The sequence below is a fragment of the Francisella salimarina genome (assembly GCF_007923265.1).
GTDB classification, from domain to species: Bacteria; Pseudomonadota; Gammaproteobacteria; order Francisellales; family Francisellaceae; genus Francisella; species Francisella salimarina.
In genome coordinates this window covers 15,256-31,548 of sequence record NZ_VOJA01000003.1, presented here as the reverse complement: position 1 = coordinate 31,548, position 16,293 = coordinate 15,256, and the positions used below count along the sequence as shown (strand labels likewise).

Sequence of the window (16,293 nt, the reverse complement as noted above, 5' to 3'; positions counted from 1 at the left end):
GCTAAGATTTTTCAACTTCTAAAATCTTTATAACTAGCATCATTACTTTTTAAATGTAAATCTATTGTTGATATTTTTAGCTTAAAACCAGGGAATTCTGCCTTAAGAGTTTCAAATATTACCCCACCCAATCCACTACTACTTTCCAACCTAATGGTTGATACTGTTTATTCATCAAACTAACAAACTTATTTTTCGCCTCTTCAATATGCTCTTTTGATGAAGCTTCATTATCTGTAAGCTTTTGAACTTCTTTATATGCGATATTTGCCAGATGATTATCAGGATCAGTATTTATAACGCCTAATCTAGGCAATACCTTAAATGTATATGCTTGCCTACTTAATTGCTTAGTTTTATCAAAATCTATTGTAACGGATGTTACTTTGGGTGGTTTAACTTTTAGTATTATAGTTTTATCTTTAGCATCAATTTTGATATCAGATTCATCAATATTCGTTGATAAATTAGCAGATGCTTTGTAGCTATATTTAGCAGTATTTTCTACTAATGTACCATTATCAGAGACATATAAAGAATTACCACTGACTATGACTCTTAATGTAGATAATTCACCGAGTTTTTGAACGCTAACAACTGTTGGAACTATCTCATTATCTTTCTTACTTGTAATAAGTGACGCTGTAATTATCAGTATTGCAATAATGAGGAAATACCTTAAAAATTTAGACATCTATCTACTCCTCTACAAAAAAAGTAGAGCTAGAATAATCAATATTATCAGTATCACTACATATCGCATTTTTTTACCTCTGTAATTTTTTATATTATTTGCCCAAGTGTTACGCGCCCATGTAGCGTTCCATTACATTTACTCGCTAGAACATACACAAATGCCATTGCTAAACCTTTCTTTAGATTCTACGATCAAAGCCTGTGCTGAACTTGATTCAGTATCGTAGAATGACAGCTTTTTTACTAAGTCCTAATATATATCCACTAGTCGTCATACTACGGCTCCGACCGTAGTATCCAAAAACCAAAATGTGAAATTAAACCCACTATGCTAAAATACTAGCATACAAATCTAACCACCTAGGATTAAACTTATTTATTAAGTCTAGTTTCCATTTTCTTTGCCAAGTTTTTAATCTTTTCTCACGATAAATAGCGTCTATTATATTGTTAAACTGCTCATAATATACTAGCTTTTTGACATCATACTTTTTCGTAAAACCATCAGAATAACCCTGCTTATGCTCGTAAACTCTTTTGATTAAATTTGATGTTACACCTATATAAAGTGTTCCATTACATTTACTCGCAAGAATATACACAAATGCCATTGCTAAACCTTTCTTTAGATTCTATGCTCAAGCCTAGAATGACTTTATATATTTTAAACCCCACTCAAACTAACAGTAGTACCCTCAGCTATTAACCTACTGATATCATTAACAAACTCATACACCGAGAATGGCTTTCGAAAATATTCAAACTTAGCGTCAACATCATCTAGAGATACTTTTATCTCTAAGACATTTTCTCTTTGAATATCAGTAGTAGCTATATTTTTCTTGAGGTTATCTAATACTTTTTTTAGGTTTGTAGGGTTTACATTTTGACTTCTAAGATTCAGCTCAACTTTACTAAAATTCTCATCAATATATTGTGATATCGGTTGTACCTTATCAACACTTAGTTTATTGCACTCTCGTTGTTTATCATAGCTAACTTTACCCTCTACTACAACCACATCATCAACTTGGATATTATCCTTAACTGCAGCAAACACATCTTCACCAACTAGACAATCTGCTCTATCAAATTCATCATCAATATTAATAATATACAGAACTCTACCAGTCTTAGTTTTTCGTCTAGCTGGTGGTGTTATCATACTTGCAATAATTCTTACAGAATTACCATCCATATTTGGTTTTTGGATTTTCTCAAGATCACTAAAGCTAACATGATTACGCCAATGACTTTCACCATCAATAATATGCCCTGAGAAATACATTCCTAATGCTTTTTTTTCATTAATCAAAAGCTCTCTAAGATTCCACTCCTCTACAATACATTCTCTTTCAAGCTCTGTATCAGTATCACTCTCTTGTTCTGTGAAACCGAATAAATCATTTTGCCCAGCAGCAGCCATTTCATTCACATAACCAGCGTTTTTGATAGCTTTTTCGATAGAGTTAAAAGCTGTTGCTCTATTTTTAGATATATCCTTGATAGCTCCTGCAAAACATAAGGCTTCTAGTGCTTTTTTATTAACCTTACGCAAGTCCACTCTACGAGTTAAGTCAAAAATAGAACTAAACTCCCCTGAAGCTTCTCGCTCATTAAGTATACTCTTGATAGCCTCACCACCAAGACCTTTGATAGCACCTAGACCCAATAAAATCGTTCCTTTTGAAGCTGCAATACAATCATAGACACTCTTATTTACATTTGGTGCTAAGACTGTTATACCCATATTCTTAGCATCTAAAATAAATTTAACCAACTGATCTGTATTACCCATATCCCCTGACATAAGAGCAGCCATATATTCATCAGGATAATGAGCTTTTAACCAAGCAGTTTGATAAGCAATCAACGCGTAAGCCGCGGCATGAGATTTGTTGAATCCATAACCAGCAAAAGCTTCCATTTGGTCAAATATCTCATCAGCAAGTCCAGCTTCGATATTATGATATTTAGCGGCACCCTCTTTGAAGATTTTACGCTGTTGCTCCATCTCTTCTGGCTTTTTCTTACCCATCGCACGACGCAATAAATCTGCTCCACCAAGAGTGTAACCAGCTAGCTTCTGCGCCATTTGCATTACCTGCTCTTGATAAACTGGGATACCATAAGTCTCTCTAAGCACTTCTTCTAATAATGGATGTAAGTAGATAGTTTGCTTTCTGCCATGTTTGCGATCTACGAATGTTGGGATATTCTCCATCGGACCAGGACGATATAATGCTACTAAGGCGATAATCTCCTCAAAGTTTGATGTGCCAAGATCTTTGACAATCTGTTGCATACCTTGTGACTCTAGCTGAAATATACCGATAGTTTTACCAGCTTGAAGCAGTTTAAATGTTTTCTCATCATCAAGAGGAATATCAGAAATATCTAGAGGCACTTCATTAGCTGGTCTTTTAGCATTGATACTTGCAATAGCATTTTTGATAATTGTTAAGTTTTTCAGCCCCAAGAAATCAAACTTAACAAGACCAACATCTTCAACATCTCCCTTATCAAATTGGGTAACTATATCTCCACCTTTATCTTCACAATATACAGGAGCAAAATCTGATATCACCGTTGGCGATATCACAATACCCGCAGCATGCTTACCCAAGCTTCGTGGTAGACCTTCTAATTTTTGAGCTTTTTCAACAATCTCAGCAACTTCTTCATCTGCCTGCATTTCATCATATAGAGGTTCACCTTCATGCAAGATTTTTTTAAATGTAGTACCTGGTGTTTCTGGTATTAGCTTAGCAATCCTATCTCCAAAACCAAAACTCTGACCCATTACACGCACTACATCTCGCACTACACCTTTAGCTGCCATAGTACCGTAGGTGATAATTTGCCCAACACTTTGCTTACCATATTTTTGCTCTACATATTTGATAACTCTATCTCTACCTTGGATACAGAAATCAATATCAAAATCAGGCATAGATACCCTTTCAGGATTTAGAAATCTCTCAAAAAGTAAACCATACGGTAAAGGATCAATATCGGTAATAAGCAATGAATAAGCTACTAATGAGCCAGCACCAGAACCACGCCCTGGACCTACTGGTATATCATTCTCTTTTGACCATCTAATGAAATCTTCAACTATCAAGAAATAGCCAGGAAAGCCCATATCGCAGATAATATCGATCTCGCGTTGTAGTCTATCTTTGTAAACTTTTATAATATGCTCATGCTTATCAGCTGGTCTATTTTCTAAAATTTTTGCTAAACGTTTATCTAAACCTTGATAGCATAGCTTTGAAAAGTACTCTCTTTCTGTCAAACCATCTGGAATATCTACCGTTGGCAAACATGGTTTACCCAAATCAAATGTTACATTACAGCGTTTTGCTATTGCTAAAGTACTCTCTAACAATACTGGTAACTCTGAGAAAGTTTGATACATTTCATCAGCTGATTTTAGATATTGCTCTCTTGTAAATTTAGATTTGCGCGACTCATCAAGGATTGTCGTTTTTTCATTGATACAAGCTCTGATTTCATGGATATCATAATCATCTGACTCCATAAACACTGTCAAATTTGTCGCTACAGCTATAAGATTATGCTTACTTGCAAGTTCAAGCGCTTTCTCGTTATACAAGCCCTCATTTTCATATCCAAGCTTATGAATCTCTACGATATAGTTATCAGCACCAAATATTGCGATATTTTCAGCTATTACTTGCTCTGCTTTTTCAATATCTTTAGCCAATACAGCTTGTCCAAGTTCGCCATATTGACCACCATTTAAACAAATAACATTATCTAATTTAGTATCTTTCAACCAACTTTTGGGAATTAGTGGAATTGAGCCAAACCTCTCAGCTTCTTGATATGCTTTTGAAACTAAATCAACAATATTTTGATAGCCTTGATTATTCTCTGCCAATAAAACCAGATCACAAACACCAAACTCAGTATCAATCTTTAGCTCTACACCAAAGATAGGCTTAATCCCATTTGACAAAGCTTGCTTATAAAACTTAACTGCAGCAAATAAATTACATACGTCCGTCAGTGCTACTGCAGGGATATTCTTATCTTTTGCTCTGGCAAAGAGATCACCCAAACGAACAGTACTATCAACAACAGAAAATCCAGTATGGATACGAAGGTGAGAAAACATCTTAGTTACTTATCATTTATAAACTTAGCTACAAATATTACTATAAATAATATTTAAAATCATATCTCTTTACGTATGATAACTTAGTTAATATCTTCTACCCTTATCAACACACAAGGCTAAAAATAAATTGCATAGCTTTTTTCATTAATCTAAAATCACTTAGTTACTTATCTTAAAGTTTATAAAATATGAATAAAAATAAGAATTTATCTAAAGCACTATTAATTTTTAAAATAGTTTTTCTAATATTGTTCATAGTATCCGCATACCTCTATATTAAACCAATGATTAATGCCACATATTTATCAGAGACTCAATATAAAGCTCTAGAAGATGGCTCATTCGGGTTCTTGAGTAAGAGTGAAATGGATAAATTCAATAATAAAACACCTCAAAATTTATTTACTAATTTCACATACAAAGCTTTGAGTCTATGGATGGGATACCATAATTACTATTATGATGTGATAAACACTATCTCTCCTGAACCTGTCAAAGTTAATGATTATACTAGCAGTGAAAAAGATATAGATATTGATACCATGCTAGTAGCCATACTAAAAACCGATTTTAAAATAAGTGATGTGCCTATTAATACCATAGGAAATAAACTAAATTTAACGCTAGGTAAAGGCAATGACAAACAAACATTTTATTTAGCAAAAAATAGTCATGGAAATTGGTATTTTACAAAAGAAAATTTCACAGACACTAATACACTCAAGAAATTTGCCGACTTCAAAAAAGAAAAGAGCCTAGGCGAAGATAATATAAGAAATATATCAATGCCAGTATTATCATACATGCAGTTCATATTTGGAGCTAATGATGCATATAAGTTCAAAATGGCAGATGCTTTAAACATAATGGATACCAGCTGGATTAAGGAGAATATTAGAAAAGATTTTGCTTCATTTATAGCTTTCAGTATGGATAGAGTCTTCAAAACTGCTAAAATCACTATACGAAATATACCTGGAGAAGTTCTTCCAGGTAGTAATTTAGTAATGGTCTACACCTCACCTATTTCAGGCAAAAGTATATATTTAGAAAATATTACAAATAAGGATAGCAAGACTAAAAACTGGATTTTCCCTAAAAATGCTCAGATAGATGGGGTAAGTATATTTTTAGATGATTTAGATAGCAATATAAGAGCTCCTTTTGGATCTAATCTACGTAACTCTATCTGGGAAAATATTCCTAGCCTTCTAAAAGAGTATGGACCAAATCTGTATATTAGTATTATATCAATAATCTCACTAATGATATTTTATGTAATTTATAAAGTATTATTTATAGTTTTAAGGCCTATATTTAGAATCACACGTAGTCTTTTTGAAAATAAAGATTATAAAACAATGAGGAAATTAAATATTGCGACATCACTAATAGTATCAATGTATGCTGCATATTTTTTCTTTTTTAACTCATTAATCATATTCACAAATGCTTCCAACTATTTCGATATAATTTTTAAAATTGTATATGGAATTGTAATAATGTTCTTATGTACAGAGATTATGAATGTACTATGCTCATTCATAATCTCTTCTTACAAAAAAGTTAAGGATCAAAATAGATCTGCAAGATTTGCGTTTGCTATAGTAATAGCTAATAAAGTAATTAATCTTATTATTATATTAATAATTGCCGGAATCATAATCGAAGAGCTAGGGATTGATATGATTCACTTCTTAACAGCTCTTGGAATCGGTGGTCTTGCTATTGCATTAGCTGGTAAAGATACAATTGAAAATCTCTTTGGCTCAATAATCCTAGCTATGGAAAGACCAATAAAAATTGGTGATTGGGTAATTATAAAAGACAAAGAAGGAATAGTTGAAAAAATAGGACTAAGAAGTACAACTATTAGAACTTTCGAGGACTCTGCTCTTATTATACCTAACTATGCTTTTGTAACTTCACAAATCAATAATATGGGTGAGAGAATATATAGAAGATATATGACTACTCTTGAAATTGACGAATCAACGACTACCGCTAAACTCAGGTCCTATGTTGACGCTATCAATGAGCTAGTATTAAACACCCCTCATATGAGAAAAGAGGGATACTATATACGTGTAAATGATTTAAAACCAGCATCTATCAAAATATTAGTCTATGTTTTCTTTATATCTACAGATTGGGGAGAAGAGCTAGAACAGAGGGAACAATTTATTATGAGCGTGCTAGATTTAGCTGAAGAAATCGGTATCAAGTTGGCACCATCACAAAAAATTCAGTTTGATGCTAATTATTCAGAGTAACTCATACCCTAAAAACTTTATTGATAAGTATGAAAACAAAAAGCCTCTTATTTAGTATAATTCTTTTTTTGATAGCAAACCAAGCGTTAGCAAATACTGAACTTGATACTAATATTAAATCAGACTCCAGTAAGCTTGAAAAAGATACTAGAGGCCTTTATCAACTACCTCCAAATTACTATAACATTAATGATCTTGACGATATAACTAAGAAAACATTTAAACCATCAATATATGTAGCAATTAATGGTGGTTGGGGACAACAAACTAACATGTCTAAAGGTGGTGGAACTGTAGTTGCTAACTTAGGATATAGATTTAGCGAATCTTATGCTGTAGAGTTTGTATACCAAAACTTTCTTGTTAGCCAATATAATACAACCCAAGTTAATAACTACTTTGCTGGGGCTGCAAAATACTATTACAAAATAAATAACTATATAACCGCCTATGCTGCCGCTGGACTTGGAATAGGACATACTAATATTAACGGTATAGCCAACCAACGTAACGCCCCTAGTAGCTATTTAGATACAAATAATACATGGGGAGGATTTGCAGTCTTCCCAGTAGGTGTAATGTTCCCTATCAAGTATATCGACAACCTTAGTCTAAAAGTAACATATACATATACCATTTCATTTTCTGGAGACTCTCAGAATTTTGTAACATCAGGCTTACAATATTCTTTCTAAAAAAGAATACCTAGCTAAATAAATTGCCTATGAGATACTGTCAATTTGGAATCACCAGAAGAACACCTTTTATTGAGTACATAAGTATGTCAAAAAACTTAAAATACTCATTATTTCATGGGTTCTTGAAAATTGCTTTTATTTTGTTGTTCCTAATCTCAGAAGTTTTGAAAATTGGAAAAGATATGGGAATCAAATTTGTTTCCACAAAAGAAATTCAGCTTGAATCTAGTAATAATCAGGGCCAGAAATAAAATTTACGATTTTATTTTTGATTTCTATCCAAGACGAAAACTATAATAATCTTAAGCAATAGTGCTAGACTAAAACTAATCCACAAAGCCAATAGTATAAAATGATAATTTGACATATTAAAGTGTGCTTTTAGAAATCCCCATATTGACATACACAGTGCCACTGAGAATGTTATCATCGCTGCCGCTGTACCATGCCCTTTAGTGATATTGCTCATAGCAGCACCTGTAGCCATTGGTATAAAAAAGCCTAAAAAATAACATATTAAATGCAAGGTTGTCACAGTACTATATGATGATATTTCTAAAAAACTATATAGAGCTATAAAGATAAATATAATAGCTAAAACACCTAAATTATAGCGTTTCTTATGACTACTATCTGCCTTAATACGATAACTAAATATCCCAAGAATATATAGTAAAGATGTTACCAAAAATACTATAGTAAAGACATCCATCGACATATTTAATTCATCAACTAACAAACCTTTAAATGAGCTCATCAAGACACCTAAATAAAAAGAAAAGAGTATCGCTACAATCATTACATTTAACAAGTATCTAGGCTGAGATAGTGCATGAGCAAAGCCAGAGAATATTTTAGATGCTGGAATTACGACCTGTCTTTGAGCATCAGCAGTTAATATCTTTATTGAAAAAATAAATAATACCACTTCAATTGTTGCCATACAAAAATAAGCTGCTCGCCAAGAAATCGGAATCAATAATAAAGCTAAATATGTACTAACTATCGGTGCAACTATTATCATTACTGATAAAACCGAATATGCTTTTTTCATTTGGCTATTATTGTCAGCATTACGTGATACCAATGCTCTAGCGATAGACGAGTAACATCCTGTACCAAGCCCCAAACTCACAAAACCAATATATACAGTATAGATACTATCTGATAGTCCTATGCAAACTAAACCAAATATAGACAAGCTCTGTGAAAAAAATAGTACTCTCTTTGCTGTAAAAACATCTGATAAAGTCGCAAATAAAATCGCAGAAACACTAAACATAAAAAATGATAGACTCATAGCTATCTGAGTTACATAATTAGACAGATGCAAATTAGATGCTAACGATGGTGTTAAGGTCATTGAGATTGTTAGAGTCATATACCCAACGTATGTCAGAAAGTATGCTAATAAATTCTCTCTTTTAACACCACTTATTACACGCATTAGCTTTATACTATAACGAAATAATTACCATTGATTATAATATACTATTTAGATTTTTAAGAGTTTATTTTCTAAAGCTCTGTTTATCAGATATTTTATAGTCCAAGAAATTACTAATATGATTCTTTTTGTCTTTAAATACAAAATTATTATATACAATCATATACATTAGAACCTTTCTAACATAATGACGAGTTTCACCAAATGGAATATTCTCTATCCAAATGGTTGCTGGAACCTCTTTACTGTTTAGCCATTTAGCAACATTTCCTGGACCAGCATTATAAGCAGCTATTCCCAATACAGGATTTTTATCAAAGAGCTTTTCCAAGAAATATAAATTAGCTGTACCAAGCTTAATATTATTCTCCGGTATAAATATCTGGCTAGCCATGCCTTCGGATTTATTACCAATAAGAGGTAATTTATATTTCTTTGCAATAAATTTGGCTGTAGGCTCTGTTACTTGCATTAGCCCCTTTGCTCCTGCCCATGATCCGGCTTCAACATCAAATAATGACTCTTTACGCATTATTGATAATACAAGATCTTGGTCTATGCCAAATTTTTTAGCATTCTTCTCAACTGTAGCCAAAAATGCTTTTGGGAACAACATATCAATATTATTGTATTTACCAATTACAGCCATATTAAATATTGCAGCATAGTACATTTTATTATCTTCTGCTAATCTAGCTAGCTCTTTGATCTGTGTAATATCTTTATTCTTAAGTTTATTACGTATTGTCCATTTCCAAAGGCTTGTAGAATCCTTAAATTGCTCAATCTGATATAAATCTATCGCTTGTTGAATAGCTTCTTCTGATTCAAGCTTCTTGGCTTCACGACTATCTAATTTATCAGCATTATCATTACCAAAGTTATATGGCTTACCAAGCTTGTCAGATGCTAGGAATGAATAGTAATCCAGAGGGGTCTTAGTTAAATTTTCAAACACTTCATTAGCTTTTGCTTTTTGTCCTGTTTGTTCGTAACTATATGCTAGCCAATATCTCCATGCTTCATCCTGTTGAGACTTTTTAGGTAACTGATTATATGTTTTTATATAATCTTTGAAATTTTGATTATATAAATCAACTCTCAATAGCCATTCCCATGCAGTGGTATCAAGATATTTTTTATCAACCCTCGCTAGCCAATGTTTAGCTTGAGGTGATTGTGACCTAGCAAAACTAACTGCTATAGCTGAAATACACTGCTGCTTGGTCTGATTACTAAGATATCTTTTATTTCTTAAACTATCCCATATTTTTGCATATTTCTCAGAATTTTTTCTAACCAAATCTTTCGATATATCAACGAATATTTTGTCAAAATTTCTATAATTGTGAAATTTACTTATAAAATCGTCTAGATTATTAGGGTTTTTTATCGTATTTCGCCATGCTGATATATAGTTCACATAATCTTTATTGTCTTTAACATAAGTATTTAGTAACCATAAACTATCATCAAACTTATTAGCAAAAGCTAGAGTATATGCCTTTGTAATTAGATAGTCTCTTGATTTATCTTCAGAATTATCCCAATACTTTTGCATATCATTACACGCTGATGGCATATAGATACGATTTTGCCAAAGCTGTCCGTACTCATCTATAGCTTTAGACTTATTGCCTAACTCATATTCAGCCTGCATTGACCAACACTTCCCTGATATCCCTAAACCACCAGCATAATACTTTTTAAAGTCTTGCCAATCTTTTTTATTAGCATAATAACTAGCAAGATCTTCTTTGATTTGATTATTCCAATAGCTATCTTGATGTGTTCTTAAATAATCATCAATTGTCGCCGGCTCAAAAATAGCTGGATCTGCGATTATTTCTTTGTATTGAAGGTATGGATATATACTTGTTTCTTTCAGTTTTGATTTTAAGTAATAATAAGATTTATAATCTTTTTTATCTAAAGCTTTAATTGCTTGCTGAGAATATTTTTCTTGTTGGCTTGTGAGAGTATAGCCGGCACTGATAGACAAAAGTGCTAAACTACCTATAATAACTTTTTTCATTGAAATTTAATAATATAAGGAATCATTTTGATAGAAATACTAACATTATTAATGATAAAAGCCCAACACTACTATACGAAATCAGTTTTTAAAATTATATTTATTAGATACTTCTGTATTTAGTAGATTGCTCAACTTTATCTTTTTACTATCCTTCAAAATAACATTATTATAAACAACCATATTAACTAATACTTTTCTCACATAGTGGCGAGTTTCTCCAAATGGTATATTCTCAATCCATTGTTTTACAGGCACTTGTTTATTTGTGAGCCACTTATTCACATTACCAGGTCCAGCATTATAAGCAGCAATAGCTAGAACTAAATTGTTCTTAAATAAACTATCTAAAAAATCTAAATTCGCTGAGCCAATTTTAATATTTATATAAGGATCAAATACTTCATCAGATGAGTTACTGATGTTATACCCTAATTTGTACTTATTAGATATAAAATTAACTGTAGGTATCGTGACTTGCATCAAACCTTTTGCACCAATATATGACTTTGCTTCAATTTCAAATAATGACTCCTTTCTCATTATTGAATAAATTAACGATTGAGTTAAATCATATTTAGTTGATTGCTCTTGTACAATATCATCAAATGCATCTGGATATAATAAGTGTACATGACTATCAATACCCATCATATGCATACTAAATATTGCTTGATAGTACATTTCATAAAGCCAAGCTAGTTGTGCCAAAAGAGGAATTTCATCTCTATGTCCACTCGAGAACTTGTTCCGAATCACCCACTTCCAAAGTTTTACGGAGTCTTTAAACTGGCCTAGTTTGTGAAGTTCAATAGCATGTTTAACATCTGGATCTAATTCAAGTTTCTGGATTTCAGAATAGGATATACCATTATAGGTATTATCACCGTAGTTATAACCTAATCCCATAGCATCAGCTGATAGGTATGCATAGTAGTTATAAGGAGCCTTAGCTAATTCAGTATATATTGGTCTAGCTTTTTTGAGCATACCAAGTTTTTGATAACTATAAGCTAACCAATATTTCCATATTACTCCTTGTTGTACTTGTTTCGAACTACCAAGATAATCTTCAACATAACCACTGTAGTTAGAATTATACAAGTCAATTCTTAAGATCCAGTGCTCTGCAATTTTAGAGATATGCTTTTTATCAATTTTTAATAGCCATTGTTTCGCATTACTATCATGCTTTTGTGCAAGAGCAATTGCTATTTTCTCATCTATTTGTTGTTGTATTTTATAGCTCAGAAACTTTCTATACTTTAACTTTTGCCAAACCTTAGCATATTTCAAAGCATCAGTTTTTACATTATCACTAGCAATATCTAAAATCACTTCTGTAAACTTTGGATACTTATGATATTTTCTTATGAATTTATCTAACGTACTAACACTAAGATTATAGTTAACATATTTCCATTGATTTATATACTCAGCATACTCTTGATCTTGTTTTACATACTTTGATAAAAGTTTAGAAGAATCGCCAAAATCATTACCCAACGCAAGGTTATATGCTTTATCTAATATACATTGCTTTTCTTTTTTAGTGTATTTTTTTACATCTTTATCTAGTCCAACACACTCAGGAGCATTAAACTTATTTTTTTGCCAATATTTTGCAAACTGCTTTATTGCTTTCTTTTTATTTATTTTATTCTGATTATCTGCAACCCAACACTGTCCTACAGTTTGCAAATCACCATCATAGTATTTCTCAAACATCTTCCAATTTTTAGTTTTAGCATAGTATATTGCTAAATCATCACATAACTCAGATGCCCAATACTCATCTTTATGAGTTTTAAAAAAATCTTGGATTTGCTGTTGAGAGAATTTATCAGGATGCAGAGATATCTCTTTGTACTTTAAATAAGTTTTTGTTTTTTTATCAGAGATTTTACTTTCACTTTTAGCTATCAAATAATCTTGATAGTTTCTTTGCTGTAGCTGATCTATAGCCTGTTGAACATTTTTAATTTGCTTATCTGTCAAGCTATAACTATAGGTCGATACTAATACTAGCAACAATATTAAAAGTTTTTGCCCAGACTTAAAAATCATATTACTATCTTATTTTATCAACCAATTTCATTACAAACTCTGCTGATCGGTTTGCTGCCATTTTTGCAAACTCATCAAAATTATCAGGAGCATCGCCATCAGCCGTATCTGATATACTTCTTAATATAAGACTAGGAACATTCATCTCATTACAAATAAGGTTAACACTAGCTCCTTCCATCTCTATAGCTTTCGCATCAAACTCTTTTACTACAAACTCTTTTCTTTCAGCTGAATGAACAAACTGATCCCCAGTAGCAATCACACCTGTATGTAGATTCAGATCAAGCTCTTTTGCAGTAATTTTAGCTTGCTCTAATAGTTCTACTGATGTTTCAATCTCAACTTCAGAAATTGGAATCTTGCCATAAGGGTAACCAAAAGCTGTAATATCAACATCATGTTGAACTGTAGCAGTTGCAGCAATCATATCACCCACTTGTAAATCTTGAAGCCCTCCAGCGACACCTGTGAATAAAACTGCTTCAGCGCCAAAATGTTCTATCATTATTGTTGCAGTTAAACTAGAGAAAACTTTACCAATCTTGCTATAAGCTACAACAAGCTCTATACCATTATGGTTAGCAACATAATATTTATTATTTGCATATTCTACAGTTTCGTATTTTTCTAACTTTTGTAATATCGGCTGGATTTCTATCTCCATAGCCCCTAATATTGCTATTTTTTTCATTCTACACTCTCTATATCTATTTTTGTTATCTTTCTAAATCCTTGAGGTAATAATACACCTCCACCTGATGGCTTATCTGTATAGTATGTTTCAAAGTTTTTATTATCAATACGAATAAACCTCTTACCCGCACTAAGAGTAAGCTCTTGCTCTGGTTTGAATAATTCTATAAATTTAAGTTTATCTTTTTTATCTAGTTTAATTATAGCTTTACCTTTACCTTTTTTAAGCACTGCAAAACTTTCAAAATCACGAATAATAGCTCTACCTTGTGAGCTAACTGCAAGCATTTTCAAACCTTTATCATACGGTATAAACTTAAAGACATCATCAGCATCAAATATATTCTTACCTGTAACTTTATTTGCTATCAGATCTTCAGCTGGTATCACGAAGCCTTTTCCGCTAGTACTAACAATTAAGAAATGCGTAGAAGCATTAACAAACTCCATACTGATAATTTCATCTTCTCTATCTAAAGGAATATATGTGGTTATATGCTCGCCATACCCTCTAGCTGATGGAAATTTATCAACATACATCGAATATGCTTTGCCAAGTTTAGTAAAGAAAATTAGCCTAATATTACTGTTACCTGAAGTAGATAGGTATGGCTTATCTTCAGGCTTATAGCTTAAACCTTTAGGATCAATATTATCACCTTTAGCACATCTTACCCAGCCAGCTTTTGATAAGATAACCGTTACTCTCTCACTAGGCATAAGATCTTTCTCTTCTAGAGCTTGTGCTTTATCAGCTTGAATTATTTTAGAGCGTCTACTATCACCAAAGTCAGCAAGAATTTGCTTTAGTTCTTTTTTCATTAGGTTTCTAAACTTAACTTCACTGTTTAGATACCCTTCAAGTAACTCTTTCTCTTTTTGTAACTCTTTTTGCTCTTTTTTAATTTCAATTTCTTCAATTTTCGCTAATTTACGTAGTCTAATATTCAAAATTGCTTCAGCCTGAATTTCAGAAAGTGCAAATCTACTCTGGAGTTCTACACTTGGATCATCATAGTTTCTGATAATATCAATAACTTCATCAATATTTAAAAAAGCTATTAACAAACCTTCTAAGATATGTAGCCTATCTAAAACCTTATCCAAACTAGTTTGTAATCTTCTGCGTAATGTACGCTTACGATATTCTAACCATTCATTAAGTATATCTAAGAGATTTTTAACCTGAGGTCTATTATCCAGACCAATCATATTCATATTTACACGGAAACTTTTTTCAAGATCAGTAGTAGCTAATAGATGCCCCATTATTTTTTGGATATTCTTCTTTGTCGACGCCGAATATAGAACTATTTTGACAGGCTCTTTATCATCTGATTCATCTTGGATATTTTTAATCCATGTGATCTTTTGTTGCTTAAGCTGATTAGCAATTTGCTCCATTACCGAAGCACTTGAAACTTGATGAGGCAATCGAGTAATTATCACATTACCATGACTATCATACTCATATACAGCTTGCTGACGTATAGAGCCATTACCAGACTTGTATACTTCAGCGATCTCTTCTTTGCTACTGATTATATTAGCTCCACCTGGATAATCAGGAGCCTCAATTATTTCTAATACTTCTTCAATACTAGCTTTGGGATTAGACAATAAATGTAAGCAAGCATTAATCACTTCTGTAATATTATGAGGAGGTATATATGTTGACATCCCCACCGCAATTCCCATTGCTCCATTTAGGAGGATATTTGGTACTTGTGCTGGTAAAAGTTTTGGTTCATCCATTGTACCATCAAAGTTTTTGACCCAATCAACAGTACCTTTTTTCAACTCATCTAACAATAATACTGCATACTTAGATAAACGCGACTCAGTATACCTCATTGCAGCAAATGATTTTGGATCATCAATTGAGCCCCAGTTACCTTGCCCATCAATAAATGGATAGCGATATGAGAAATTCTGCGCCATCAACACCATTGCTTCATAACAAGCACTATCTCCATGTGGATGATACTTACCTAGTACATCACCAACAGTACGAGCAGATTTCTTATATTTTGACAAATGGCTTAAACCAATTTCACTCATCGCGTAAATAATGCGTCTTTGTACAGGCTTAAGCCCATCAGAAATATGCGGTAGTGCTCGATCTAATATTACATACATCGAGTAATTTAAATATGCTTGTTCAGAAAACTCTCCTACAGACTGAGTACTTTCTAAGCTTGAGAATAAATCCATTTTTTACAGAAAAATATAAA

Annotated in this window: 11 protein-coding genes; 3 read left to right on the top strand and 8 right to left on the bottom strand. The window is 32.4% G+C overall.

Annotated elements, in window-relative coordinates; genetic code table 11:
- Positions 1-118 precede the first annotated feature (118 nt).
- The 3 genes from FQ699_RS02575 to dnaE all read right to left on the bottom strand — a co-directional run bounded on the left by FQ699_RS02575 (position 119) and on the right by dnaE (position 4,840).
- The gene (locus FQ699_RS02575; RefSeq protein ID WP_146420999.1) at positions 119-694 is read right to left on the bottom strand and encodes a DUF4230 domain-containing protein; all 576 of its coding nucleotides are present in this window, start codon (positions 692-694) and stop codon (positions 119-121) included.
- 328 nt (positions 695-1,022) lie between these two features.
- The gene (locus FQ699_RS02570; protein WP_146420998.1) at positions 1,023-1,307 is read right to left on the bottom strand and encodes a GIY-YIG nuclease family protein; all 285 of its coding nucleotides are present in this window, start codon (positions 1,305-1,307) and stop codon (positions 1,023-1,025) included.
- Between the two features lie 53 nt (positions 1,308-1,360).
- On the bottom strand, positions 1,361-4,840 hold the full coding sequence (gene dnaE / locus FQ699_RS02565; protein WP_146420997.1) for a DNA polymerase III subunit alpha: 3,480 nt from the start codon (positions 4,838-4,840) through the stop codon (positions 1,361-1,363).
- Between the two features lie 191 nt (positions 4,841-5,031).
- Here dnaE and FQ699_RS02560 point away from each other — a divergent pair, with 191 nt between their 5' ends.
- From FQ699_RS02560 to FQ699_RS09675, 3 genes are all read left to right on the top strand, one after another.
- Positions 5,032-7,116 carry a mechanosensitive ion channel family protein gene (locus FQ699_RS02560; RefSeq protein WP_146420996.1) on the top strand — a complete coding sequence of 695 codons (2,085 nt, stop codon included), beginning with the start codon at positions 5,032-5,034 and terminating at the stop codon, positions 7,114-7,116.
- 29 nt (positions 7,117-7,145) lie between these two features.
- Positions 7,146-7,811, top strand: a complete 666-nt coding sequence (locus tag FQ699_RS02555) for an outer membrane protein (protein ID WP_013923599.1) — start codon at positions 7,146-7,148, stop codon at positions 7,809-7,811.
- 86 nt (positions 7,812-7,897) lie between these two features.
- Complete coding sequence (locus tag FQ699_RS09675) at positions 7,898-8,065, top strand: hypothetical protein (RefSeq protein WP_179951655.1); 168 nt, start codon at positions 7,898-7,900, stop codon at positions 8,063-8,065.
- Positions 8,066-8,076: 11 nt separating this feature from the next.
- On the opposite strand, the gene FQ699_RS02550 is transcribed toward FQ699_RS09675, so the two are convergent.
- From FQ699_RS02550 to parC, 5 genes are all read right to left on the bottom strand, one after another.
- Positions 8,077-9,261, bottom strand: coding sequence for an MFS transporter (locus FQ699_RS02550; RefSeq protein WP_146420995.1), 1,185 nt, complete (start codon positions 9,259-9,261; stop codon positions 8,077-8,079).
- Positions 9,262-9,325: 64 nt separating this feature from the next.
- Positions 9,326-11,302, bottom strand: a complete 1,977-nt coding sequence (locus FQ699_RS02545; RefSeq protein WP_369852838.1) for a lytic transglycosylase domain-containing protein — start codon at positions 11,300-11,302, stop codon at positions 9,326-9,328.
- 75 nt (positions 11,303-11,377) lie between these two features.
- Complete coding sequence (locus tag FQ699_RS02540; RefSeq protein ID WP_146420993.1) at positions 11,378-13,363, bottom strand: lytic transglycosylase domain-containing protein; 1,986 nt, start codon at positions 13,361-13,363, stop codon at positions 11,378-11,380.
- Between the two features lie 4 nt (positions 13,364-13,367).
- A complete protein-coding gene (locus FQ699_RS02535) occupies positions 13,368-14,057 on the bottom strand; it encodes a 5'-methylthioadenosine/adenosylhomocysteine nucleosidase (protein ID WP_146420992.1) in 690 nt (229 codons plus the stop codon).
- Positions 14,054-16,273 carry a DNA topoisomerase IV subunit A gene (gene parC, locus FQ699_RS02530; protein WP_146420991.1) on the bottom strand — a complete coding sequence of 740 codons (2,220 nt, stop codon included), beginning with the start codon at positions 16,271-16,273 and terminating at the stop codon, positions 14,054-14,056. Before parC ends, FQ699_RS02535 begins: the two co-directional genes overlap by 4 nt.
- Positions 16,274-16,293: the final 20 nt, after the last annotated feature.

Excerpts from the sequence above, each read along its gene's own strand:
- FQ699_RS02575 (WP_146420999.1), bottom strand. The coding sequence starts at position 694 with ATGTCTAAATTTTTAAGGTATTTCCTCATTATTGCAATACTGATAATT.
- FQ699_RS02570 (WP_146420998.1), bottom strand. The coding sequence starts at position 1,307 with ATGGCATTTGTGTATATTCTTGCGAGTAAATGTAATGGAACACTTTAT.
- dnaE (WP_146420997.1), bottom strand. The coding sequence starts at position 4,840 with ATGTTTTCTCACCTTCGTATCCATACTGGATTTTCTGTTGTTGATAGT.
- FQ699_RS02560 (WP_146420996.1), top strand. The coding sequence starts at position 5,032 with ATGAATAAAAATAAGAATTTATCTAAAGCACTATTAATTTTTAAAATA.
- FQ699_RS02555 (WP_013923599.1), top strand. The coding sequence starts at position 7,146 with ATGAAAACAAAAAGCCTCTTATTTAGTATAATTCTTTTTTTGATAGCA.
- FQ699_RS09675 (WP_179951655.1), top strand. The coding sequence starts at position 7,898 with ATGTCAAAAAACTTAAAATACTCATTATTTCATGGGTTCTTGAAAATT.
- FQ699_RS02550 (WP_146420995.1), bottom strand. The coding sequence starts at position 9,261 with ATGCGTGTAATAAGTGGTGTTAAAAGAGAGAATTTATTAGCATACTTT.
- FQ699_RS02540 (WP_146420993.1), bottom strand. The coding sequence starts at position 13,363 with ATGATTTTTAAGTCTGGGCAAAAACTTTTAATATTGTTGCTAGTATTA.
- FQ699_RS02535 (WP_146420992.1), bottom strand. The coding sequence starts at position 14,057 with ATGAAAAAAATAGCAATATTAGGGGCTATGGAGATAGAAATCCAGCCG.
- parC (WP_146420991.1), bottom strand. The coding sequence starts at position 16,273 with ATGGATTTATTCTCAAGCTTAGAAAGTACTCAGTCTGTAGGAGAGTTT.